The sequence below is a fragment of the Streptomyces kronopolitis genome (genome assembly GCF_050953795.1).
Lineage (GTDB): Bacteria > Actinomycetota > Actinomycetes > Streptomycetales > Streptomycetaceae > Streptomyces > Streptomyces kronopolitis_A.
On record NZ_CP191850.1, the window covers coordinates 5,703,943 to 5,726,587 of the forward strand.

Annotated in this window: 19 protein-coding genes and 1 pseudogene; 12 read left to right on the top strand and 8 right to left on the bottom strand. The window is 74.5% G+C overall.

All coding sequences use genetic code 11. From position 1 onward, the window contains the following. Positions 1–20: 20 nt before the first annotated feature. Positions 21–1,118, bottom strand: a complete 1,098-nt coding sequence (locus ACQP17_RS25375; RefSeq protein ID WP_433858344.1) for a tyrosine-type recombinase/integrase — start codon at positions 1,116–1,118, stop codon at positions 21–23. A gap of 266 nt (positions 1,119–1,384) precedes the next feature. Here ACQP17_RS25375 and ACQP17_RS25380 point away from each other — a divergent pair, with 266 nt between their 5' ends. Together ACQP17_RS25380 and ACQP17_RS25385 are read left to right on the top strand one after the other, a co-directional pair. Continuing rightward, on the top strand, positions 1,385–2,128 hold the full coding sequence (locus ACQP17_RS25380; protein ID WP_364877599.1) for a response regulator transcription factor: 744 nt from the start codon (positions 1,385–1,387) through the stop codon (positions 2,126–2,128). A 1-nt stretch (position 2,129) separates the two neighbouring features. Continuing rightward, positions 2,130–3,689, top strand: coding sequence for a HAMP domain-containing sensor histidine kinase (locus ACQP17_RS25385; protein ID WP_433858345.1), 1,560 nt, complete (start codon positions 2,130–2,132; stop codon positions 3,687–3,689). Positions 3,690–3,717: 28 nt separating this feature from the next. On the opposite strand, the gene ACQP17_RS25390 is transcribed toward ACQP17_RS25385, so the two are convergent. Continuing rightward, positions 3,718–4,683, bottom strand: a complete 966-nt coding sequence (locus tag ACQP17_RS25390) for a M56 family metallopeptidase (protein ID WP_433858346.1) — start codon at positions 4,681–4,683, stop codon at positions 3,718–3,720. After that, positions 4,680–5,099: a BlaI/MecI/CopY family transcriptional regulator gene (locus tag ACQP17_RS25395; RefSeq protein ID WP_433858347.1), complete on the bottom strand. Its 420-nt coding sequence runs from the start codon at positions 5,097–5,099 to the stop codon at positions 4,680–4,682. Before ACQP17_RS25395 ends, ACQP17_RS25390 begins: the two co-directional genes overlap by 4 nt. 246 nt (positions 5,100–5,345) lie before the next feature. Between ACQP17_RS25395 and ACQP17_RS25400 the strand changes: the two genes are divergently transcribed. The 3 genes from ACQP17_RS25400 to ACQP17_RS25410 all read left to right on the top strand — a co-directional run bounded on the left by ACQP17_RS25400 (position 5,346) and on the right by ACQP17_RS25410 (position 7,125). Then, a complete protein-coding gene (locus ACQP17_RS25400; protein ID WP_433858348.1) occupies positions 5,346–5,951 on the top strand; it encodes a phosphatase PAP2 family protein in 606 nt (201 codons plus the stop codon). Further along, positions 5,948–6,643: a phosphatase PAP2 family protein gene (locus ACQP17_RS25405; RefSeq protein ID WP_433858349.1), complete on the top strand. Its 696-nt coding sequence runs from the start codon at positions 5,948–5,950 to the stop codon at positions 6,641–6,643. Before ACQP17_RS25400 ends, ACQP17_RS25405 begins: the two co-directional genes overlap by 4 nt. Before the next feature lie 185 nt (positions 6,644–6,828). After that, the gene (locus ACQP17_RS25410) at positions 6,829–7,125 is read left to right on the top strand and encodes a hypothetical protein (RefSeq protein WP_433858350.1); all 297 of its coding nucleotides are present in this window, start codon (positions 6,829–6,831) and stop codon (positions 7,123–7,125) included. A 54-nt stretch (positions 7,126–7,179) separates the two neighbouring features. On the opposite strand, the gene ACQP17_RS25415 is transcribed toward ACQP17_RS25410, so the two are convergent. The 4 genes from ACQP17_RS25415 to ACQP17_RS25430 all read right to left on the bottom strand — a co-directional run bounded on the left by ACQP17_RS25415 (position 7,180) and on the right by ACQP17_RS25430 (position 12,772). Then, positions 7,180–9,663 carry a SpoIIE family protein phosphatase gene (locus tag ACQP17_RS25415; RefSeq protein WP_433858351.1) on the bottom strand — a complete coding sequence of 828 codons (2,484 nt, stop codon included), beginning with the start codon at positions 9,661–9,663 and terminating at the stop codon, positions 7,180–7,182. Positions 9,664–9,840: 177 nt separating this feature from the next. Beyond that, entirely contained in the window at positions 9,841–11,682 is a 1,842-nt protein-coding gene (locus tag ACQP17_RS25420) for a LuxR C-terminal-related transcriptional regulator (protein ID WP_433858352.1), read from the bottom strand. A 170-nt stretch (positions 11,683–11,852) separates the two neighbouring features. Continuing rightward, positions 11,853–12,296, bottom strand: coding sequence for a hypothetical protein (locus tag ACQP17_RS25425; protein WP_433858353.1), 444 nt, complete (start codon positions 12,294–12,296; stop codon positions 11,853–11,855). Positions 12,297–12,397: 101 nt separating this feature from the next. Then, the gene (locus tag ACQP17_RS25430; RefSeq protein ID WP_433858354.1) at positions 12,398–12,772 is read right to left on the bottom strand and encodes an ATP-binding protein; all 375 of its coding nucleotides are present in this window, start codon (positions 12,770–12,772) and stop codon (positions 12,398–12,400) included. Between the two features lie 616 nt (positions 12,773–13,388). On the opposite strand from ACQP17_RS25430, the gene ACQP17_RS25435 reads away from it, so the two are divergent. Both ACQP17_RS25435 and ACQP17_RS25440 read left to right on the top strand, forming a co-directional pair. Beyond that, positions 13,389–14,183 carry an alpha/beta fold hydrolase gene (locus ACQP17_RS25435; protein ID WP_433858355.1) on the top strand — a complete coding sequence of 265 codons (795 nt, stop codon included), beginning with the start codon at positions 13,389–13,391 and terminating at the stop codon, positions 14,181–14,183. A gap of 214 nt (positions 14,184–14,397) precedes the next feature. Further along, a complete protein-coding gene (locus ACQP17_RS25440) occupies positions 14,398–16,692 on the top strand; it encodes an ATP-binding protein (RefSeq protein WP_433858356.1) in 2,295 nt (764 codons plus the stop codon). Positions 16,693–17,029: 337 nt separating this feature from the next. On the opposite strand, the gene ACQP17_RS25445 is transcribed toward ACQP17_RS25440, so the two are convergent. Then, a complete protein-coding gene (locus ACQP17_RS25445; RefSeq protein ID WP_433858357.1) occupies positions 17,030–18,472 on the bottom strand; it encodes an FG-GAP-like repeat-containing protein in 1,443 nt (480 codons plus the stop codon). 858 nt (positions 18,473–19,330) lie between these two features. Here ACQP17_RS25445 and ACQP17_RS25450 point away from each other — a divergent pair. From ACQP17_RS25450 to ACQP17_RS25470, 5 genes and pseudogenes are all read left to right on the top strand, one after another. Then, entirely contained in the window at positions 19,331–19,726 is a 396-nt protein-coding gene (locus tag ACQP17_RS25450) for a PEP-utilizing enzyme (RefSeq protein ID WP_433858358.1), read from the top strand. Between the two features lie 25 nt (positions 19,727–19,751). Beyond that, entirely contained in the window at positions 19,752–20,489 is a 738-nt protein-coding gene (locus tag ACQP17_RS25455; protein WP_433858359.1) for an SDR family NAD(P)-dependent oxidoreductase, read from the top strand. Positions 20,490–20,548: 59 nt separating this feature from the next. After that, positions 20,549–21,340, top strand: coding sequence for a maleylpyruvate isomerase family mycothiol-dependent enzyme (locus tag ACQP17_RS25460; RefSeq protein ID WP_433858360.1), 792 nt, complete (start codon positions 20,549–20,551; stop codon positions 21,338–21,340). A gap of 35 nt (positions 21,341–21,375) precedes the next feature. After that, positions 21,376–22,167, top strand: coding sequence for a class I SAM-dependent methyltransferase (locus tag ACQP17_RS25465; protein WP_433858361.1), 792 nt, complete (start codon positions 21,376–21,378; stop codon positions 22,165–22,167). After that, positions 22,168–22,641 (top strand): annotated as a pseudogene (locus ACQP17_RS25470) (2-isopropylmalate synthase); the annotation flags it as partial. It abuts the gene before it with no gap. Positions 22,642–22,645: the final 4 nt, after the last annotated feature.

The window sequence follows — 22,645 nt, forward strand, 5'->3', positions numbered from 1 at the left end:
TCCCTCTCTCCCGGCCGAAGTCATACGAAGGCCGGCTCGAGCGCGTTCTGCAGCGCGGTGTCCATGAAGTCGTCGCTGACGTGCGTGTAGATCGCCGTCGAGCTGTCGTTCTCATGGCCGACTTGCTGCTGGATGAAGCGCCGGTCCACGCCGTCCTCCGTTAGATGTGTCACGTAAGAATGCCGCAGGGAGTGCGGGACGAGTTCCTTCGGCAGCCCCAGGGCGTCGCGGTACTCCACGAAACGGTCGTTGATGTGGGCCGGCCGCACCCGGCCGCCGCGCTCGGTGACCCACAGGGCGGGGTTGTTGGGGAACCCGAACCTCGGTCGGACGTTCTCCACATAGTCCTGGACCGACTCCACGGCCCAGTCCATCACCGAGAGCACGTTGCGCCGGCGCGGCGGCTGGCCTCTCTTCGCCTTGCCGAAGCGCACCATCAGCGTGCCGTACCGGCCGAACTGACGGGCCTTCGGATTGCGCCCGAAGTCGAGCAAGTCGAGCTTGGAGGTCTCGGTCCGGCGTAGCCCCCAGCCGTAGATCGTCTTGAAGATCGTCGCGTCCCGGTAGGCCGCCAGCGCGCCCTTGCGCCCCGACCGCAGCGCACGCTCGACCTGGTCGTCGGCGTAGTCGAGGAAGAGCTGGAGCTCCTCCCGGCTGAAGGGCCGCGCTTCCGGCTGCCCCTCGTACTCCTGCAGGTGAGGGATGGTGTTCCACTCGTGGCAAATGGCCACCGGGAAGGTGCCGAACGCGGTCTCGCACACCGGCGCCCACCCGTACCGCGGGTCGACGAGGAACTCGGTGAACAGCCGCACCGCACCCTGGTAACCGCGGACAGTCGATGCCGCCAGGTGCCGCTCGCTGGTCAAGGTGGCCGACCAGTCATCCATGTGGCCGGCCGACCACTGCCAGGGGTACTCGGCGCTGAAGTCCTGGAACTTCTTGACGATCCGCATCCGGTCGTAGATCGTTCCGTGCTTCAGGTTCCGGGACAGCTGCTGCGAACGCCAACCGCTCAACATCGCGTCGACCATCGCGTCCTCGGGGTGCAGCTGCCGTACCCCGGGGACCAACTCCAGATGAGCCGCCCCAGCGAGGTCGGGCAGCCTGGATCGAGCCATCAACGACCTCCCGCCAGATGCGCAAATCATGCATCAAATGCGAATCCTTGGGAAGTGCCCCAGGTCAGCGCTCTGAGCGGTACTGTGAAACTCAGCGCATCGGTCAGCCCGACGACCTCATACGCAGCGGCTACGCGCTCATCCGATGCAATACCGGACGGTTGGTGAGAGCCCGGTAAGAACCACGGGTGAGAGGCGGGTAAGAAACCCGCTGCCGGACCGGCCGCCCGCCGCCGCGCCACCGGGGCCTTGGCACACTGGCCCGCGTGACCCATTCCGTGCTGCTCGCCGAGGACGACCGCCCCATCCGCACCGCGCTGGAGCGTGCCCTGACCCTGGAGGGCTACCGGGTCACCGCCGTCGCGGACGGGATCCAGGCGCTGGCCGCCGCGCACCGCGAACGGCCGGATGTGATCCTGCTGGACGTGATGATGCCGGGGATCGACGGGCTCCAGGTGTGCCAGGTGCTGCGGGCCGAGCAGGACCGCACCCCGATCCTCATGCTGACCGCCCGGGTCGAGACCGCCGACCGGATCGCCGGGCTGGACGCCGGGGCGGACGACTACGTGGTCAAGCCGTTCGAGGTCGAGGAGGTCTTCGCCCGGCTGCGGGCGCTGCTGCGGCGCACCTCGGCGGTCCCGGCCGGGACGGAGGGCCCCGCGGGGGCCGACGGCGCCGGGGAGGCGGACGAGGCCCGGGCCGTGGACAGCGGGGTGGTCGAGGCGGCGGACCTGCGCATCGACGGCCCCTCACGACGCGCCTGGCGCGGGGAGCGGGAGCTGGAACTGACCCGCACCGAGTTCGAACTGCTGGAGCTGCTGGCCCGTAACGCCGGGATCGTCCTGGACCATTCGACGATCTACGACCGCATCTGGGGCTACGACTTCGGGCCGGGCTCGAAGAACCTCGCGGTGTACGTCGGCTATCTGCGCCGCAAGGTCGACGTCCCGGGCAGCCGCCCGCTGATCCACACCGTGCGCGGCGTCGGCTACGTCCTGCGGGAGGACTGAGATGGCCGGGCCCGGCAGCGGCGGCAGCGGTCCAAACGCCCGGACCGGGCGGGGCCGGCGGGCCCGGCTGCGGGCCCGGCTGGTCTCCCGGCTGCGGTCCTGGCGCAGCGGCGGGCAGGCCGCCTGGCTGCGCACCCGTAAGCCGGCCAGTCTGCGCACCGCCTTCGCGGTGGCCTTCGCCGCCGGCGCCGCCGCGGTGACCGTCCTCGTCGGCTTCCTCAGCTACGACGCGGCGGCCCGGCTGGTACGGGTGGACGAGAGGTCGGTGTTCTCCGAGGTCGTGGGGGATCTGCGCACCCAGGTGCAGGAGAAGCCGCTGGCGCCGGGGGACTACACCTCCTCCGACCCCGACCACGACGGGCCGCGCGACGACCTCACCCGGCCCACCCGCACCGATGTGCAGATCCTGGGAGCCGGCGGCCGGATCGTGGAACGCGGCAGCCCGGCCCTGCCGGCCGGCGCCGCGGAACAGCGGATCGCCCGGGACGAGCGCGCCGGCCACTCCGCCGAGCGGGAGGCGGACATCGGCGACGACGTCTACCACGTCGCGACCGTCGCGCTCGGCGGCGGCCGCGGGGCGGTCCAGGTCGCCCAGAAGTTCAGCGAGACCGAGGACCTGCTCTCCGCGCTCCAGCAGCGCACCGCCCTGCTGGCCGCCGCGGTCATCGCGCTGTCCGGGGCGGGCGGCTGGTGGCTGGCGCGCCGGATCACCGGCCGGCTGGTGCGGCTGACCTCGGTCGCCGAGAGCGTGGCGGAGCACGGGCGGCTGGACGTCCCGGTCCCGGTGGCGGGGCGCGACGAGGTGGCCCGGCTCGGGCGGGCCTTCGACGACATGCTCGGCCGGCTGGCCAGCGCCGTCCAGGACCAGCAGCGCCTCGTCCAGGACGCCGGACACGAGCTGCGCACCCCGCTGACCTCGCTGCGGACCAACATCTCGCTGCTCAAGCGCTTCGACGAGCTGCCGCCGGAGGCCCGCGAGGAGCTGCTCGCCGACCTGGCGGGCGAGGCCAGGGAGCTGAGCGATCTGGTCAACGAGCTGGTGGACCTGGCCGCCGGGCAGCGGGACGACGATCCGCTGTCCGACGTGAGCCTGGCCGAGGTCGCCGAGAAGGCGGCCGCCTCCGCCCGCCGCCGCACCGGCCGCGAGATCACCGTGCGGACCACCGCCCCGGCGGTGGTCGAGGGCCGGCCCGCCGCGCTGCACCGGGCGCTGACCAACCTGCTGGAGAACGCCGCCAAGTTCGACGCGGGCGGCACGGAGCCGATCGAGGTCCAGGTCACCGGCGCCCGCTGCGAGGTGCTCGACCGCGGCCCCGGGATCGCCGAGGCGGACCTCACCCGGGTCTTCGACCGCTTCTACCGCGCCGCGGGCGCCCGCGGACTGCCCGGCTCCGGCCTCGGCCTCGCCATCGTCCGCGAGATCGCGACCGCCCACGGCGGCCACGCCTTCGCCGCCCGCCGCCCGGGCGGCGGCGCCACGCTCGGGTTCACGGTCGGTACGGGGCAGGGGAGCGGCGCCGCGCCCCGGACGCGCCCGGGGCGCGAGCCCGGAGGCGCCTGACGTCCCGGCCCCGGCCCACCGCCGACCCTCAGTGCGGGGCCTCCCCCTGGGCCACCTCCACCGACGTGTGCAGATCGGCCGCGGCGTCCAGGGCGGCGGCCGCCGAGAAGGCGACGCAGGCGAGCAGGGCCGCGGCGATCAGCCGGCGGCCCCGGAAACCGGCCCGTTCCACGGGGTGACCCGTCGCCCGCTCGTCGGCCAGCAGCGCGGCGACCCGGCGCGGCACCGGGCCGGCCGTCGCGGCGAGCACCCCGCCCGGACGGTGCGGCGCCCCGGCGTCCGGGCCGGTGGCCAGCGCGGCGCGCCCGATGGCCCGGGCCGTGACCCGGCGGTCGCCCACCCGGGAGGCGGCGGCCTCGTCGGCCCAGCGCTCCAGGGCGTACTCCAAAGGCGCGCGCAGTGCGCGCAACAGCGGATGGCAGGCCGCGGCGAGCGTGACCGTGAGCAGGAACAGATGGTGGCGGCCCGCGAGATGGGCCCGCTCATGGGCGAACAGCGCCTCCCGCTCGGCCGCGGTCAGCGTCCGCAGCATCCCGGCGGTGACCACCACCCGGCCCGGCCGGCCCGGCAGGGCGTAGGCCTCGGGCACGGGGTCCGGGAGGACGACCAGATCGCCGGAGGCGGGGTGGGCGCCGGCGGCCTGCCGCGCGGTGCGCAGCGCCGAGTGGTGCCGGCGGGCGTGGCGCGCGACGGCGAGGGCGCCGGCGCCCAGTAGAACGGCGGCGGCGACGGCCGCGGGGACGGTCGCGGCGCCGTCGCCGCGGTCGCCGAGCAGTGGCGGCGAGAGGTGGCCCAGGGCGGCGACCGGGGGCAGCCGCAGCACCCCGGCGGCCAGCAGCAGGCCGAGCGCCGCGGTCGTACAGCCCGCGAGTGCGGCGGCGCAGCCGGTCAGCAGCCCGGCGGCGGCGCGCGGGGGCAGCGACTCCGCCAGGCGGCGGGCGGCCGGCACCGCGAGCAGCGGCACCAGCAGCGGGATCCAGACGGCGAAGATCACGGGCCGGCCCCGGGCTGTCCGGGGGCGGGCGGCCCCGGCGCGTCGTCCTCCGCCGACTCCAGCAGGGACCGCAGCAGCTGCTCGTCCTCGCTGGTCAGCTGGGAGACGAAGCGGGCGAGGGCGGTGCCGCGGTCGTCCTGCTTGTCGAGCTCACTGCGCATCCGCCGGGCGGTCAGCCCCGCGGAGTCCTGTATCGGGGAGTACACGAAGCCGCGGCCGGCCCGGGAGCGGGAGACCGCTCCCTTGTCGTGCAGCCGCGTGAGGATGGTGGTGACGGTGGTGCGCGCCAGCCGGCCGCCCAGCGCGCTCTGCACCCCGGCCGGGTTCAGCGGGCCCCCGGCCGCCCAGAGCGCCGCGAGCACGCTCGCTTCCAGCTCTCCGGCGGGGCGCCGCTGAGCAGGTGATGTCTCCGACATGGAACGCCCTTCACCTTTTCGTCGTCTACAGTTCCGAGGACCGTCTACGTGACTGTAGTCGGCCGGTCGGTCAGGGGGCAGGCCCGTCACTCATTATGCGAGCGGCCGCCGACATCGCCGCCGCCGCTGCATGTCCGCAGGTGAACGGGGTTGTCCGCCCCGTCACCGGGCGCCGGGCCACCGCCCCGGGGCGCGCCCCGCGCCGTCCGTACCACCGCACCACCGCTGAACCGCCAAGGAGTACCCGTGAACCACCTCGCCTTCGGCGGCGCCTCGATAGACGGCGGCCTGTACACCCGGATCACCGGCCTGGCGCAGCACGCCCCGTCCGGCCTGAACACCCTCGTCTCCTACGGGACCGACTACGGCCTCGGCGTCTTCGCCGTCCTGATGCTGATCGCCTGGTGGCGGGCGCGCCGCGGCACCCCCGCCGCGATGGCCGGCGCCCTGGCCCTCCCCGTGGTCGTGCTCCTCGCCTACGCCGCCAACTCCGTCGTCAAGGCGCTCTTCGACGAACAGCGGCCCTGTCAGACGCTCCACACCGTCACCGTCGAGGCCTGTCCCGCCCCCGGCGACTGGTCGTTCCCCAGCAACCACTCCGCCATCGCGGCGGCCGCCGCCGTCGCCCTGCTGCTGGCCGACCGGCAGCTGGGCCGGATCGCGGTCCCGGCCGCCCTCCTGATGGCCGCCTCGCGCATCTGGGTCGGCGCCCACTACCCGCACGACGTCGTCGCCGGCCTGCTCGTCGGCGCCCTCCTCGGGTGGCTCCTGGCTCCCCTCGCCCGTCATGCGGGCCCCGCCGTCGCACGGGTCCGCTCCACCCGGCTGCGGCCCCTGGTGGCCGCCCGGTGACGGCGCCCGGGCCGCCGCCGGGGCCCGAGGGACAGGCGCCGCGGCGCGGCCCCGGCGTCCGCCCCCTGCTGACCGTCGCCGCGGTCTGCGCGGCGCTCTTCGCCGCTCTCGCCGTCACGGTGTCCCTGCGCCACGGCGCCCCGCTCGCCCCCGAACGGGCCGCCGTCCACTGGACCGCCGCCCACCACGGCGAGCCGCTGCCCGCGCTCGCCCGCGCCCTGAGCGCCACCGGCACCGGCCCGGTCCCGTATCTGCTGGCGGTGCTCGCCGGAATGCTGGCCGCCCGGGGCGCGCGCGGGCGGCTGCGGACGGTGGGCTGCGCCGTCCTCGTCCTCGCCGCCGGCCAGGGCATCCGCTACGGCCTGATGGAACTGCTCGCCCGCCCCCGCCCACCGGCCGCCGACTGGGCCGGGTACGCCTCCGGTTACGCCTTCCCCTCCGGCCACGCCACCACCTCGGCGCTGGCGGCCGGCCTCCTGGCCTGGGGCCTTGCGCGGCGGGTGCGGCCCGCGGCCGCCCGCGCCGGGTGGGCGGTGCTCGCCCTCTGGGCCGCCGGCGTCGGCCTCACGCGTGTCTACCTGGCCGTTCACTGGCCGGGCGATGTCGTCGGCGGCTGGCTCCTGGCCACCGTTCTGCTGTGCCTCGCGCTGCTGCTGGAGCCGTTCGCCGTGCCCCGCCCGGACCGCTCCTGACCCGGCCGTACGCCCCCGTTTCACGCATTCCCATGAAGAGCTGACGATCCGACCAGGTCTTCGCCAAGGCGGCATGGACGCCTTCCGCGCCGAGCAGCACTGTCCTGGGCACCGGACGGCGGGCACCCCTCGGCCGGCCCGCCACCGGCAGCCCACGGCACGTACCACCGCATCAGGGGGACACCATGAGGAACCAGCCGCCCGACCTCCCCGTTCCGCGCCCGGCCGCCGCGTCCACCGCCCGCGTCCGCTGCCCGGCCGCCGCCGCCAAGGACCCCACCCCGTGCGAGGGACCGCACGACGCCGCCACCATCGTCGACCGCCACGGCCGGGAGGTCGCCGGCTGCGTCCAGCACTGCGCCCGCCTGCTCGCGGGCCTCGACGGCGCCCGCGTCCACCCGTTCGTCCCCGCCCCGCAGTCCCTGGAGATCTACTTCCGGGCCCGGGAACTCCCGCCCTTCGCCTGGGAGATCGGCCGCTGACCCGCCGGCTCGGGGGCCCCGCACGCCGGGGGGCCGCCCGCCCCGCCGACGGCCCTACCGCGGGGACGCGGGGTGCCCGTCGGGGAGCGGCTGCTGGGCCCAGATGGTCTTGCCGCGGGTGTGGTAGCGGGTGCCCCAGAGTTCGGCGAGCTGCGCGACCATGTAGAGGCCGCGGCCTCCTTCGTCGGTCTCCAGCGCCCGCCGGACGTGCGGGGAGGTGCTGCTGCCGTCCGTCACCTCACAGATCAGGGTGCGGTCGCGGATCAGCCGCAGCAGGATGGGCGGGCTGCCGTAGCGCAGGGCGTTGGTGACCAGTTCGCTGACCACCAGCTCGGTGCTGAACTCCAGCTCCGCCAGGCCCCATTCGGTCAGCTTCGCCGTCGCCAGCGCCCGGGCCCGGCCCACGTCCTCGGGCTCGGCCGCCAGCTCCCAGGTGGCGTGCCGGTCCGGATCCAGCCCGCGCACCCTGGCGACCAGCAGGGCGGCGTCGTCCTGCGGGCTGCCGGGCAGAAGACGGCCGACCACGGTGTCACAGACGCTGGCGAGCCTGACCGCCGAGGTGAGGGCGGGGCCGGACAGCAGCTCACGGAGCCGGTCGAGGCCGGTGCCGGGACCGGCGCCGGAGCCGTGCTGCCCGGACTCCACCAGGCCCCTGGTGTACAGGACCAGCACATCGCCGTCGGTGAGCGTCACCTCGCCGCTCGCGAAGGTGGCTCCGCTGCGGCCGAGGGGCGGCCCGCCGGGCAGGTCGAGCAGCTCGGCCTGCCCGTCCGTCGACGCCAGCACGGGCAGCGGATGGCCCGCGACGGCGGCGGTGCACCGCCGCGAGAGGGGGTCGAAGACCGCGTACACACAGGTGCTCCCGGATGCCCCGGCGGTCGGCCCCTCGCCCCGGGCGCCCGGACCGGGCTCGTCCATGAACCGGTTGATCTGGTCGTTCAGTACGGTGAGCAACTCCTCGGGGGCCAGATCGAGATCGGCCAGCGTCCGCACCGCGATCCGCAGCCTCCCCATGGTCATCGCCGCCTCCAGGCCCTGCCCGGCCACACCACCCATCACCAGCGCCACCCGCGCGCCGGAGAGCGGGATCACGTCGAACCAGGTGCCTCCCAGCTCGGTACGGCCCCGGGCCGGCAGGTAGCGGGACGCCGCCTCCACGGCGCTGAGCACCGGTAGCTCCCGCGGCAGCAGGGTGCGTTGCAGCGCCGACGCCGTCGTCCGCTCCTGCGTGTAGCGCCGCGCGTTGTCGATGCACACGCCGGCCCGCGCCACGACCTCCTCGGACAGCAGCACGTCGTCCCGCTCGAAGCCGTGGGCACGATGGAACCGCACGAACACCACCGTGCCCAGCGGTCCGCCGCGCGCGTACATCGGCACGAGGAGCCAGGAGTGCACGCCGTATTCGCGGACCAGCGCGGCTCGCCGCGGCTCCACCCGGGAGATCTCGGCGATCAGCTCCTCACCCGACAGCAGCCGGGGAGTGCCGCTGCTGAGCGCCCGGCTGAACAGCGAACTCGCCCCGGAGGCGAAGGAGTCGATCTCGCCGGTCGCGACGAGTGCCCCCGGCGGGCCGTCGGGGACGCACGCCATCGCCGCCCGCCGCTGCGGCACCGCCCCGGCGATCGGGCCGACGACCGGCTCCTCCCCGCTGAACACGGCGTCCAGCAGGTTCACATAGGCCTGGTCGGCGAACAACGGGACGGCCACATCCGCCAGCTCCTGCGCCGTGTGCAGGACGTCGAGGGTGCTGCCGATCTTCGCGCCCGCCTCGTCGACGATGGCCAGCCGCTCCCGCGCCCGGGCCTGCTCGGTCACATCGATCACCATGTGCCCCAGGCCGATCACCTCCCCGGCGCGGTCGCGCAGCGGGACGATGGTCTCCGACCAGAAGCTGTCCCGGTCCGGGTCCTGGGGCCGCCGGCCGCGTACCTCGTTGGCCACCGACGCCTCGCCCGTGGCCAGGACCCGCCGCTGCCGGGCCTCCAGCGCCGCGAAGTCCATCAGACCGGGCGGCGCGGCCTCCGCCACGGTGTGCCCGAGGACCTCGTCCGCCCAGCCGGCGGCCCGGCTGCGCGAGGAGTTCTGGAAGAGGTAGCGGAGCCGGGTGTCGAAGACGTCGATCAGCACGGGCGATTCGGCGAACAGGCCCCTGAGCAGCGAATCGGCGAGATTCTGCCGGCGTACGGAGTCGGCGCCCACCGCCCGGACCAGCCAGTGGCCGTCACCGCCGGCCGGGGTGAGGCGATGCACCCACACCACGGCCTCCACCGGGCGCCCCTCGCGATGCCGCAGGACCAGCTCGCCGAGCGCCGGAGAAGCGTCGTCCCGGCAGCGCTCCGCGAGCCCCGCCGCCCCGGCGGGGTCGTCCAGCAGGGTGTGGGCGGGGTGCCCCAGCACCTCGTCCGCCGCATGGCCGAGGAGCTGCTGTGCTCCCGTACTCCAGCTCAGCACCGTGCCCCGGCCGTCGACGATGGCATATGCCTCACCCTCTGGCTCGGCGAAATCTCCAGAGGGCCCGCGGAACACGGGACGCTCCATGTGTCACACCATTCCGCGGATCGCGGCCCACCTGGGCGCTCGTCGGGTGCTCCGCAGCCGGATCGGGACAAAATGCTCTTTTCGCTGCCTGCAATTCTAACGTCGGTCCCCGGTTCGTGCTGATCAGCGGCCGGCACAGGGGGTTTCCGGGGGCCCCGGCCGCGGTGGCGGCCGGGATCAGCCGCCGGCCTCCAGGCTCCGGACCGCCTCGGGGAGTTGGCGGCGGCCGGCGATGCCCAGCTTGCGGAAGCCGTTGGTGAGGTGGTTCTCCACGGTGCGCCGGGTGACGAACAGCTCCTGCGCGATCTCCCGGTTCGTCAGACCGCTCGCGGCCAGTACGGCGACCCGGCGCTCGCCCGCGGTCAGGGCCCGGACTCCGACGGTGCACGGGGTGCGCGGCCGGGCGCCGAAGTCCCGCAGCCTGCCGAGGGCTTGCGTGCTCAGGCCCGCCGCCGCGCACTGCTGGGCGAGCCGGAGGCAGCGCTGGGCCAGTTCGCGGGCGAGGCGGGTGTGCCCCGCCTCGTGCCGCACGGTGGCGAGTTCGAGGAGCGCGCGTGCCTGCTCCAGCGGCGCCCGGGCCCGCTCCAGCAGCTCGACGGACTCCTCCAGCAGACGCCGGCCGCGCGGTCCGCCCGCGACCCCACCGGCGGCGCGCAGGGCGACGCCCAGGGCGCGGGGCGCGCCGAAGGCCCGTGCCCGGTCGAGTTCCTCCTGCGCGAGGCGTTCCGCCGGGCCGTGGTCGCCCAGGGCCCGGTGCGCGAGGGCCGCCAGGGAACGCCAGGGCAGCACGGCCGGGTTGTCCTGGCGCCAGGCGGTCTGCCGGCGGCCGCACTCCAGCAGATCACCCAGCGCCTCGTCGTAGCGGCCCCGGGCGAGGGCGAGGCGCGCACGGGCCTCCAGCAGGGGTGTCCACTGCCGGTCCGGTTCGAGACGTGAGCAGTCGGGCAGCGCGAGAAGCCGGGCGGCCTCGTCGGTGTCCGCGGTCTCCACCAGCGCGCACACCAGGGTGGCCGTCGCCGGCGCCACCCGGGCGTCCCCGCGAAAGGTGGCGAGCAGGCCCAGGGCGGCACGGCCCGCGTCGATCGCCGCCGGCAGGTCACCGGAGCGGTAGGCGAAGGCGCTGCGGCTCATCGACACCAGGATCCGGGCGGCGGGCTCCGCGTCCGGCGGGAGGTCTGCCGCCATGCGGTCGAGGAACGCGGCCGCCTCGTCCTGCCGGTCGCACCAGGTCAGTGCCTGCACGGCCAGCCCGGCCGCCGCGACCGTCACGCCCCGCGGCAGCTCGCCCGCCAGCGCGCGGCGTGCCCGGGCGGCCACCCGGTCGGCGTCGGCGTCCGTGCCGAGGGCGAGGGTCGCCCGCACGGCCGCCACCGCCCGCACGGCCACGGGAGAGTCCGGACTCCCCGACTCCAGCGCGGCCAGGGTCCGGTCGACCTGCGGACGTCTCGCCCGGTCGTCGAGGTCGGTCAGCAGCCGCCGGACGTCCAGCCGCACGGCCAGGTCCCCGTGGGAGGGTGCGGCGCCGGCCAGCGCACGGGCCTCGCGGTCGAGCAGCTCGGCCGCCTGGCAGCCGCGCCGGCACCGGGTGAGGGCGTCGGCGAGGACCGGCACCAGCTCCCACCGCTGCGGGGCCCGCTCGCCGAGCAGGGCGAGGGCCTCGGTGAGGTGGCGGACCGCGGCCGCCGGGTGGTCGCCGGCCTCGGCGCGGCCCAACTCGCCCAGCACGAGGGCACGGTCGTCGTCGGGCAGTGCTTCCCGCAGGGCCCGGCGCAGGTAGTCGACCGCCGCGCCGGGATCGTCGCGTTCCCCCGCCGCCCGGGCGGCGGCGCGCAGCACGCTGAGGACCCATGGGATGCCGGTCGGCTCGGCGGCGAGGAGCTGCCCGGCGATCTCCTCCGGCGGCGCGTCCTGGTCGTGCAGCCGGCGGGCGGCCCGGTAGTGCGGGCAGGACCGCTCGCACGGCTCGGAAACGGTGATGGCTCCATCCCCCTGTCGACGAATGCGTACCTGTGTACGCACCCAGTGTGGCGGCCGGCGGCGCGCCCGGGCAGGGGAGAAATACCCGTGCCGCCACCGCGGGCGCGGGTACGTACCCGCGCCACCCGCGGGCGGCGGAAACGCGTGCGCCCGCGCGCCCGGACCGTGGCGTGCGAGGGCACGGCCACCGCGGTCCGGGCGCGCGGGACGGTTCAGCCGGCCCGGCGCAGCCCGGCCACCTGCAGAGAGGCGAAGACCAGCACCGCCACGCCGATGAGGCCGACGTAGCAGATGCCCAGCCCGGTGATCGCGAACCAGCCGGCCGTCAGCAGTGCCCCACAGCCCACCGCCCAGACGACGTTGAGCACCACGGCGGCGACCGCGATCGGGCGGACGGCCGCCGGGCGGGTGGCCGCGTACCACAGCGCCGCGGCGTAGACGGCGAGGAACGCCCCCTGTCCCCAGTGCAGCCACGCCGGGAGACCCAGCGCCTCGTCGAGCATCCGCGCGCCCAGCAGGCTGAGCGCCGCCACGAGGCCGGACACCGCCCCGTCCAGCTTCAGGGCGAAGCGCAGCAAGCCCTCGTTCCCGGCCGTCGCCGCGTGCCCGCGCGGCCCGTCGGCCCGTATGTCGTCCCTCGCCACCATGTCAGTCACAACCCTCAAACCTCGTGCTCGGATCGGTGTCCGACCCGCTGTGCGGGCCGGCCGGTGAAGCTTTCCGGGATCAAGGCTGGCCGACGGGGGGCGGCCGGGAATCACGGAATCCCCGTGAGATTTCGCCGCGGCTGCCGGGCCCGGTGCGTGGTTCCCGCGGCGTGGCGCAGGACGAGCGGCGGCTGCGTGTGCTCCACGGCGTTCGTGACCAGCTCGGACACCACGAGCACCACCGAACCGGCCGCGTCGTCGCCGATCTGCCGGGCGTCGAGCACCGACCGGACGAGGTGACGCGCGTCGGCCCCCGCTTCCGGCCGGTGGGCCGGCCCGTGCGACGTGTGGGCGGCGGGCCGGGGCGCACCGGCCGTGCGGGCCCGGCCCTGACCCCGGTCGCGGGGGCGCGGGCCGTCGCCGGCGGCGTACCGCGGCGTCCGGAGCGCGGGGGACTGCGGGTGCGTGGTCCCCCTCGTCCTCACCGAGGGGGATCGGCGCAGTGCGGGAACGCCTCTCACGCCAGGAGGCCGGCCCTGCCGCGAGAAGGCGGAGACTGCGCGGACCGCTACCTGTCGGCCGCCCACGCACGCCCCGCACCGCGAAGCGCCCGGCCGGTCCGGCGGGGCGGCGCCGCCGGACCGGACGTCGCCGCCGGTGGGCGCGCGCCACGGGTACGTACGCAGCAGGTAGCGATACCCGTATTTCTCGCCTGCCCAAGATCGCGAGGCGGCGGGAGAGTGAAGGGGCCCGCTGCTTCCGCGCCCGTGCGGAGGCAGACCACAGAAGTGCCCAGTGAGGTAGGGGGATTGCTTTCGCCATGCCGGAGACGAACGAGCCGCCGCGCCCCGCGGCACCTGGCCGTGCCGCGAAGGCCGCACCGGGCGAGGCGATCGAGGGCCTCGCCGGGAGTACGTCTCCGGAGCCCGGCGGCCCGGGTACCGCCGCTGACGGGCCACCAACAGGGCCCGTACGGCTTCCGGTTGCCGCCGCCGGGCGGCGCACGCCACCGGACCCGCCGCGTCCGCTCACCGCCACGCCCCGGCCGGACTGGTTCCCCCGCCCCACGGATCACCACAACCCCAGAAGGAATGATCACTGATGTCCGCACGCACCCTCCCCGAGGCCACCTTCGCCCGCACCGTGGTCGGCTCCGGCCCGGGCCTGGCGCTGGCCCACGGTGCCGGCAGCAGCATCGCCGGCACCTACGGCCCGATTCTCGAAGGCCTGGCCGCCGACCACACCGTGGTCGGCGTCGACTACCCCGGCAGCGGCGACACCCCCCGCTCCACCACCCCGCTCTCGCTGGACGACCTGGCCGACCAGCTCGTCGCCGCGGCCGTCGCCGAGGGCCTGGACACCTTCGCCGTGCACGGCTACTCCATGGGCGGCCCGGTCGCGATCCGCGCGGCCGCCCGCCACCCCGAGCGCGTCACCGCCCTCGTCCTGAGCGCCACCATGGCCTACCCCAACAACCAGCAGACCCTCACCGTCCGGGTCTGGGGCAAGCTCGCCGCCACCGGCGACAACAGCCTGGTGAGCGAGTTCCTCTTCCCGCACGCCCTCAGCCCCCAGGCCATGGAGGCGATGCCCGCCGAACAGCTCGAACAGGTCGTCGCCTACGCCGCCGCCGACATCGCCGAGGGCACCGTCGAGCACGCCGACCTCGTCAGCCGGATCGACGTCCGCGACGATCTCGCCGGTATCCGCGTGCCCACCCTGGTCATCTCCACCACCGCCGACCACATGGCGCCCCCCGCCCTGCACCGCCGGCTCGCCGAGGGCATCCCCGGTGCCGAGCTGACGGAGATCCCCACCGGCCACCTGCCCATGGTCGAGCGCCCCGAGGAGTGGCAGCAGCTCATCCTCAACTTCCTCAAGCAGCACGGCGCCTGAGACGGGTGGGGGCCGGGCCGGCACCGGAGCGGCCCCCACCGCGGCGGCCCGCGCGTGCCGGACGGTGGGCACGCGCAGTGGTGCCCTCCCGGTCACCGGCGGGGGAGGGGCGCCGAGGACGCTGCACGAAGGGCGCCGCCCCCTCCCCGTATGCCGGATATACCGGCCCGTACACCTGTTTGCCCGCCGTATCGGGGGAGGCTAGGGTCGGAGCATGGGCGGTCACGTGCAGGAAGCGGGCACGCTGCCTGCTGAGCTGACCCGGTTCATCGGGCGGCGGCATGAGCTGTCCGAGGCCCGGGCGCTGCTCTCGCGCGGCCGGCTGGTGACCCTGACCGGGCCCGGCGGCATCGGGAAGACCCGGCTGGCGCTGCGCCTGGCCGCCGACGTACGGCGCTCCTTCCCCGGCGGGGCGTGGCTGGTGGAGCTGGCCGCGCTGACCGACGGCGAACAGGTCGCCCAGACCGTCGCGGCGCGGCTGCGGGTCGGCCGCGAGGCGCTGAGCGATCCGCTGCCCCGCCTCGTGGAACACCTGGCGGGCCGGCGGATGCTGCTGGTGCTGGACAACTGCGAACACGTCCTGGACGGCTGCGCGCAGCTGGTGGCGACCCTGCTGGCCCGAAGCCCCGAGCTGGTGGTGCTCGCGACGAGCCGTCAGGCGCTCGCGGTGAGCGGGGAGCACGTCTTCCCGGTGCCGCCCATGACGTTGCCCGGCCCCGAGGCGGCCGCGGAGCACAGCGAGGCGGTGGCCCTGTTCGCCGACCGCGCCGCCGCCGTACGGCCGGACTACACGCTCACCGCACAGAACGCCGCCGTGGCCGGGGAGATGTGCCGCCGCCTGGACGGGGTGCCGCTGGCGATCGAGCTGGCGGCGGCCCGGATGCGGGTCCTGTCGGCGCCTCAGATCCTCAGCCGGCTCGACGACCGCTTCCGGCTGCTCGACGCCGGGCCGCGGACCGCCTCGCCGCGCCAGCGGGCCCTGCGGGCGGCGATCGACTGGAGCCACGACCTGTGCACGCACCAGGAGAGACTGCTGTGGGCGCGGCTGTCCGTCCTGTCCGGCGGCTTCGATCTGGAAGCGGCCGAACAGCTCTGCTCCGGTGCGGGAATCGACCGGAGCGACATCCTGGCCCTGATCACCGGCCTGGTCGACAAGTCCGTGCTGACCTGCGAGGAGCAGGGCTCGCGCATGCGGTACGGGATGCTGGAGACGCTGCGCCACTACGGGCAGGAGCAGTTGGCCGCCTCGGGCGAGGAGCCCGCGCTCCGTGCACGGCACCGCGACTACTACCACCGGATGGCCGCCGAAGCCGAAACCGCGTGGTTCGGCCCGGACCAGATGGCCTGGTTCACCCGGCTGCGCCTCGAACACGCCAACCTCCAGGCGGCACTGGCATTCACGACGGCCGAGCCGGACCGGGCGGAGGCGGCGATGAGCCTGGCCGCTTCCCTGTGGAGCCATCCGCTCGGCTACGGATCCTTCCACGAGGGCCGCCGATGGCTGGGCGGCGCCCTCGCGCTCGACGACGGGCCCAGCTTCCCGCGGGCCGCGGCGCTCTTCGTCGACGGGCTGGTGACCGTGCTCCAGGGAGACATCGGCGCCGCGCGCAGCCGGCTGGAGGAGTACCGCGCCACGGCGGAAGTCCTGGGAGCACAGCAGGAGTTGGCCCGGGGCGCGGTGCACCTCGACGGGCTCGTGGCCCTCTTCCAGGCGGACTTCCCCCGCGCGATCGCGCTGCTGGACGAGGCCTTCACCCGGCACCGGGCCGCCGGGGACGCCGGCAGCGCCGCCGTCGCCGCCTGCATGCTCACGAGCGCCTGCGTCAACGTCGACGACCCGGAAGCCACCCGCTACGCCGAGCGGTTCCTGGCGCTGTGCGACGAGCACGGCGCCGCCTGGTCGCGCACCCACGCGCTGTGGGCCCTGGGCCTGGACCACTACCGCCGCGGGCTCTATCCGCGGGCGGGCACGCTGGTGCGCCAGGCACTGCGCGACAAGCCGCTGTCCTACGACCAGTGCGGAGTGGCCCAGTGCCTGGAGGTCCTGGGGTGGTGCGCGGCCGCCGCGGGACTCTTCGCACGCGCCGCGACGCTGCTGGGCGCGGCCGACGCCGCATGGCAGGTCGCCGGCTCCACCCTCACCGGACTGGGCCATCTCCAGACGGGCCACCAGAAGTTCGAGTCCCGCCTGCGCAAGGAACTGGACGCCGCCACCTTCGAGGCCACCACCCGGGCCGGCCGCGCCCTCACCCTCGAACAAGCCGTCACCTACGCCCTGCACGACTCCGCGCCCACCCCGCCACCCGCCCAGGAAGCGTCCGCGCCCCTGACCCCCCGCGAACGAGAGGTCGCCGACCTCCTCGCCGAGGGCCTGACCAACAAGGACATCGCCGCCCGCCTGACCATCTCCCGCCGCACCGCGGAAGGCCACGTGGACCGCATCCTGACCAAGATGGGCTTCACCTCCCGCGCCCAGGTAGCCGCCTGGATCGCCACCCACCGGACCTGAACGCGGGCGGGGCCCGGGGGTGTTCCCGTGCGCCCCGGGGGCCTCACCATCCGATCGGGACGGCCCCGACCAGCACTCAAACGCACCTACGCCCTGGTCGAGGCCGCCGACCTCAGCACCCGATGCCGGTCAACCGTTGCAGAGCCCCTGCCTCCGACGCTTCGGGTGGTGGGGGTCGCTCGGTGCATCGAGCAACGGACCATGCCAACCCTGTTCGTCACCTGATCGGTGCGGGACCGGCCCCGCGGGTGCGGGGAGCGGATGTCGAGCAGGTCGGCGTGCATGCCCCACCGGCCGACAGGCACATGATCCGCCGAACAGGCCCCGGCGTGCGTGCCTACTTCGCCGGGTTCGTCAGCTCCGTGCCGAAGTGGCCCTTCGTCGCCGGGGCGCCCAGGTCACCAGGGGTGATGAGGGACGAGCCCTTGGCGCTCAGTCCGTCGGTGCCCGCGTACAGCAGGGCCACCGCGCCGGCACCCTCGGTGCGGTTCGGGATGCCCACGGCCAGGTCCGCCTTGCCGTCACCGTTGTAGTCGGCCGGCGAGACGGACGTACCGAACTTGTCGTTGCCCTCCATGGAGCCAGGGACGCCCTCGGTGTCGAGCGAGAAGGTCTGCGCCCCCGCGTCGGTCAGCCAGTTCGCGGTGCCCTTGAGCACGTTGACGGCACCGGCGTTGTTGTAGCCCCCGGGCGCCTCGGCGCCGGTGTTGCTGACCACCAGGTCGTCGTGGCCGTCGCCGTCGAAGTCGGCGAGCCCGATGGCCTCGCCCTCCTGCGCCTTGCCCTTCCAGTCCACCGGCTTGGCGGAGTCGAGCCCGCCGGCGGTGCCGGGGTAGGTGCGCAGCTTCTGCTCCTGCGGACCGTCCGAGAAGCCGGTGTCCGTGACGACGTCGTCCTTCCCGTCGCCGTTGATGTCACCGACCACGGGGCGGTACTGCGCGAACGGCAGCGGGATGTCCTTGCCCAGCGGCGTGCTCTTCAGGCCCCCGGACGAGCCGGGCAGCACGCCGAGCGTGCCCTCGTCGGAGGGCGAGTCCTCGGAGGCGACGGTGACGAGATCGGCGTAACCGTCCCCGTTGATGTCGCCGGAGGCCAGGTGTTCGACGCTGACGCCGCCGCCGGGCGGGGTGACACCGGTCATCTTCGGGGTCGCGGTCTGCCGCAGGTTCTTCGCGCCCTTGACGAGCTGCACCTTCGTGCCGTCGGAGATGGCGAGGTCGCTGAGGCCGTCCTTGTTGTGGTCGCCCACGGCTATCCGGTCGCCGAAGTGCGCGTTGGCGGTGACCTTCGGCGCGTGGAAGGCGATGGCGTCGCGGGACAGGCCGCTCTTGGAGCCGAAGACGATCGTGACGGAACCGGCCTGCGTGGTGCTGCCGATGGCCTCGTTGTTCGCGGCGACGACCAGGTCGGCGTAACCGTCCCCGTCCACGTCGCCGCGCACCACGGTCGAGCCGAAGCCGTCCTTGGCCTCCGGGGTGCCGGGCACGCCCGGACTGGCCTGCGTCAGCGTGCTGTGCCGCGTGGTGTCGACGCCACCCTTGGCGCCATATGTCACGCCCACATAGCCCGCTTTGGACTTGCCGGAGACGGCGCCCTCGGGCGCTCCCACGCCGAGGTCGGCGTGGCCGTCGCCGTCGAGGTCGCCCTGGGTGACCTCGCTCCGCTCGACGGCACTCGCGGAGGGCTGGTCCTGGCCCCGCCCGTTGCCGTCCGTCGGCGCTGCCATGGCGCCGCCGGCCACGGCCGCGACCACGGCGGCGCCCAGAGCACCTGCCACCATGCTCCTGGTTCGGTTACGCACAAATCCTCCAATGAGTCACACACCGGTCGCCCCTCGGACCCGTCCCTCTGAGCCGTGGGCCCGGTGGGACGGAAGAGACGCTGCAGAGAAAGACAGCAACAAAACCGAGATGGTTGCAGCATGAACGGAAAATGACCCGGTCCCGCACGCTCACGCAGCGCGCACCAACTCTGTTCCGGGTCACCGCACTTGACGCCTCCATCCGCCTCTCGATTGCGACCACCCGCCGTCGCCTCCACACCCAGGCCGCCTCGCCGTAGTCGGCGGCGTGGCGAGGGCACCGAGGTCCAGCGGCCGCGTGTCCAGGTGGGTGCCGCGGGTGATGTTCTCGCATGGACCAGCCCAGTGCACATGCTCTGATCAGGTAAAATGTCACGAGGCGGCCCCACGTGGCACCAGGCGGCACGACTGCTGACGGTCTCGCAATGGGTAGGAGTGCGCATCCTGAAAGCGGCTCAGCTTTGGTCTGCGCGCCTGCCTAGCAGGGGCACAACCCCGCGGGGACGGGGAGCAGTTGGGCTGATGGAGGTCTTGCCCGGGAGCTGTTCCGCCTACCGCAATAGGTGGATGGCTCCCCTTGAGGCCCTCGCCGGCCGGGGACATCCCGGGGACTTTTCAGGGACGTTCAAGCCTGTCCCAGGGCGATTCCAGGGACTTTCCGCCGCGTAAGCAGGCAAGGCCCTGACCGCGCGGAAAGTCACGAACGCGCCGGTCAGGGCCCACACCCGCCGCTGGAGGTGGACGGCCGGCCGGCCGGTCGGCGCCGCCTGCCTGGCCGTCCAGGTCCTGCTCGGTCAGCCGGCCGACCTGGAGTTCGCCGTCCTGGAGACCGGCCTGGTGTGGGTGCAGTGCCGCCCGGTCACCCGCGAGCTCGGCCGGCCCGATGTGCCGGCTCCCGGCACCGAGGCCACCGGCCTGGTGCTGACCGGGGTCGCCGCCTCCCAGGGCACGGCCCGGGGCCGGGCGGTCCGGCTACGGGGGCCGGACGAGCCCGGCTGGGAGCCGGGCTCGATCCTCGTCACGCGTGAGACGGGCCCCGAGTGGGTGCCGCTCATGACCGAGGCCGCGGGCCTGGTGACCGCCGTCGGGAGCATGCTCTGCCACGCCGCCATCCTCGCCCGTGAGTTGGGCCTCCCCTGTGTGACCGGAGTGGGTGAACAGGCTCTGGCCGCACTGCCATTGGACGTCGTGGTCGAGGTGGACGGCTCCCGTGGCAGGGTGGCGGTGTCATGATCGACGAGAGAGCCTGGAGGGCCTGATGGGCAGCGTGGAACGTGTGGTAGTGGTCAGTGGCGGCGGAACCGGCATCGGGAAGGCGATCGCGACGTGGTTCGCCCGCCAGGGCGACCGGGTGACGATCGCGGGCCGGCGGGCGGAGGTCCTGGCAGCCGCGGCCCGGGAGATCGGTGGCGACCGTCCCGTCCGCACCGTGGTCGTGGACCTGTCCGCGCCGGACGAGGTCGAGCGGAAGCTGGACGAGCTGCCGGAGCGCGTGGACGTGCTGGTGAACAACGCCGGCGGGCGCGGTACACCCGTGCGGCAGGGCGGTCTGAAGGAGGTCGCCGAGCGCTGGCGGCGGGACTTCGACAACAACATTCTGCCGGCCGTCCTGCTCACCGAGGCCCTGCTGCCCCGCCTCGCGCGACCCGGCGGCCGGGTTGTCACCCTCAGTTCCCTCGCGGCCCAGCGCGGCAACGGATCCTACGGCGCGGTGAAGGCAGCCCTGTTGGCCTGGAACCACTCTCTGGCCACGCAGCTGGGCCCGGCGGGGATCACTGCGAACGTCGTCGTGCCCGGGTACGTGGCGGGGACCGAATTCTTCGGCGCGCCTGCCGGGGAGGAGGAGCTCGCACGGCGGCGTGCACAGACCCTGGTCGGCCGGGTCGGCGAGCCGGACGACATCGCCGCGGCCGTCGCCTTCCTCGCCTCACCCGAGGCCGGCTACATCACTGGCGAGTTCCTCAACAGCAACGGCGGCGCGCTCCTCGGGCGTTGACCGATGGCCGCCACGGCGCACAGCCCGCTGCCGCGGCCTTCGACGTGAAATGGAAGGCTATGCGACGAGAAGTTCTCAGGGGAGCCGCGTCCGCCCGCGCGGCCTGGACGGGCGAGCTGCTCGACCTGCGCGAGGAACACCGGGCGTTCGCGGCCCTGCTGTCCTGCGTGGGCGAGGCCGACTGGGAGCGGCCGTCGGCCGCAGCGGGCTGGACGATCCGCGACCAGGTGGCACACTTGGCGGACACCGAAGAGGTGGCGGCCGACACCCTGCTCGACGGGCCGCGCGCGTTCGGCCGGGCCCTTGAGGGGTTCCGTACGCCGGAGGAGTTCACCGCCGCCGGATGCCGGGCCGGCCAGGACCTGGTGCCGATGGCCCTCATCGCCCGGTGGGCCCAGAACGCCGACCGCACGGCGGACCTGCTCGCCGTCCAGGGTCCCACCGCGCGGGTCGCCTGGGGTCTGGGGATGCCGGGCCGGTCCTTCGCCGCGGCCCGGCTCATGGAGCACTGGGCCCACGGCCTCGACGTGGCCGACGCACTGAGCCGTACCGTCACCGAGACACCCCGGCTCCGCCACATCGCGACGCTCGGCCTGGCCACCTTGCGCTACGGCTTCGCCCTGGCCCGGCAGCGCTGGCCGCAGGGACGCACCCTGCGGCTGGAGCTCACCGGGGCCGACGGCACCCGCTACCACTTCGGGGACGAGGACAGCACGGACGTGGTCCGCGGCCCCTTGGTGCAGTGGTGCTGCACGGTGACCCGACGGACCCCTCGCCCTGCCGTCGCCGGCTTGGAAGCCGAGGGCGAACTCGCCGAGCTGGCCCTCGTCCACGCCCGCGCCTACCTGTGACGTGGTCCCGCCCAGACCGAAGGAGACCGACCCACGTGACCGACAAGCTTTCGCCCGAGTTCGGGCTGACCGCCGCGGACTACGCGGCCCACCGCGCGGGCTTTCCGGCAGAGCTGATGCACCGGCTGCACCGCCGCGGCATCGGACTGTCCGGGCAGCGGGTGCTTGACCTCGGCGCCGGCACCGGAGCCTTGGGGCGGCTGTTCGCGCGGGCCGGCGCCGAGGTGACCGGGCTCGACCGGTCCGAGGCGCTGCTGGCGCAGGCCGCGCAGCTCGACGCCCGGGAAGGGCTGGGCACCGCCTACAGGGCGGCGTCGGCCGAGGACACTGGGCTGCCTGACGCGTCCTTCGACGTGGTCGCCGCCGGCCAGTGCTGGCACTGGTTCGACGCCGCACGCGCCGCGCGCGAGGCCCGACGTCTGCTGCGCCCCGGCGGCCATGTGGTCATCGCCCACTTCGATATGCTGCCGCTGCCCGGCAACTTGGTGGAGGCGACCGAGCGGCTCGTCCGGGAGGCCAACCCCGCCTGGACGCTTTATGGCAGTACGGGGCTGTATCCGCGCTGGCTGACCGATCTGGCCGTGGCCGGGTTCACCGGCATCGAGACCTTCTCCTTCGACGTGGAGGTCCCGTACACGCCCGAGGCGTGGCGGGGGCGGATGCGGGCCAGCGCCGGGGTGGGGGCGAGCCTGCCACCAGAGGGGGTAGAGCGCTTCGACGCCGAGTTGGCGTGCACGCTGAGCGAGCGCTTCCCCGGCGCGGAGCTGCGGGTCCCGCACCGCACGTGGGCGGCGCTGGCCATACCCCCGGCCGGGGACGGGAGCTGACCCATGCCCATGCCGGCTCACCGCTACCGCCCGTACGAGCAGGTCGTCCTCCCCGACCGCACGTGGCCCGGCAAGCGGATCACGGCCGCCCCGCGCTGGCTGTCGACCGATCTGCGGGACGGCAACCAGGCCTTGATCGACCCGATGTCGCCGGCGCGCAAGCGGGCCATGTTCGATCTGCTGGTGCGCACGGGATTCAAGGAGATCGAGGTCGGTTTTCCGTGCTCCGGCGCGACGGACTACGCGTTCGTGCGGTCGATCATCGAGGAGGGGGTGATCCCCGAGGACGTGACGGTGTCCGTGCTCACCCAGGCCCGCGAGGAACTCATCGAGCGGACGGTCGAGTCCCTGCGCGGCGCCCACCGCGCCACGGTCCATCTGTACAACGCCACCGCACCCCTCTTCCGCCAAGTTGTCTTCCGGGGCTCGCGCGAGCAGGTCAAACGGATCGCGATGGACGGCACGGGTCTGGTCAAGT